General features: G+C 59.5%; 1 protein-coding gene. It reads left to right on the forward strand.

Annotation, left to right across the window (positions count from 1 at the left end; genetic code table 11):
* Positions 1-351, forward strand: a 351-nt coding sequence (locus tag AC5P1B_RS35905; protein ID WP_493892230.1) for a cbb3-type cytochrome c oxidase subunit I, incomplete at both ends; no start/stop codon positions are given.

The following is a 351-nucleotide window of genomic DNA, read 5'->3' on the forward strand; positions in this document are numbered from 1 at the left end:
CACTTCCACTACGTGATCTTCGGTACGGTCGTGTTCGCGATGTTCTCCGGATTCCACTTCTGGTGGCCGAAGTTCACTGGCAAGATGCTCGACGAGCGCCTCGGGAAAATCACGTTCTGGACGCTGTTCATCGGCTTCCACGGCACGTTCCTCGTCCAGCACTGGCTCGGCACGGCCGGTATGCAGCGGCGAATCCCGGACTATCTGGCAGTGGAGGGATTCACCACGCTCAACACGGTCTCGACCATCTTCTCCTTCCTGCTCGGCCTTTCCCTGCTGCCGTTCTTCTACAACGTCTGGAAGACGGCCAAGTACGGCAAGAAGGTCGAGGTCGACGACCCGTGGGGCTAC

This window comes from Streptomyces sp. A01 (assembly GCF_059026195.1).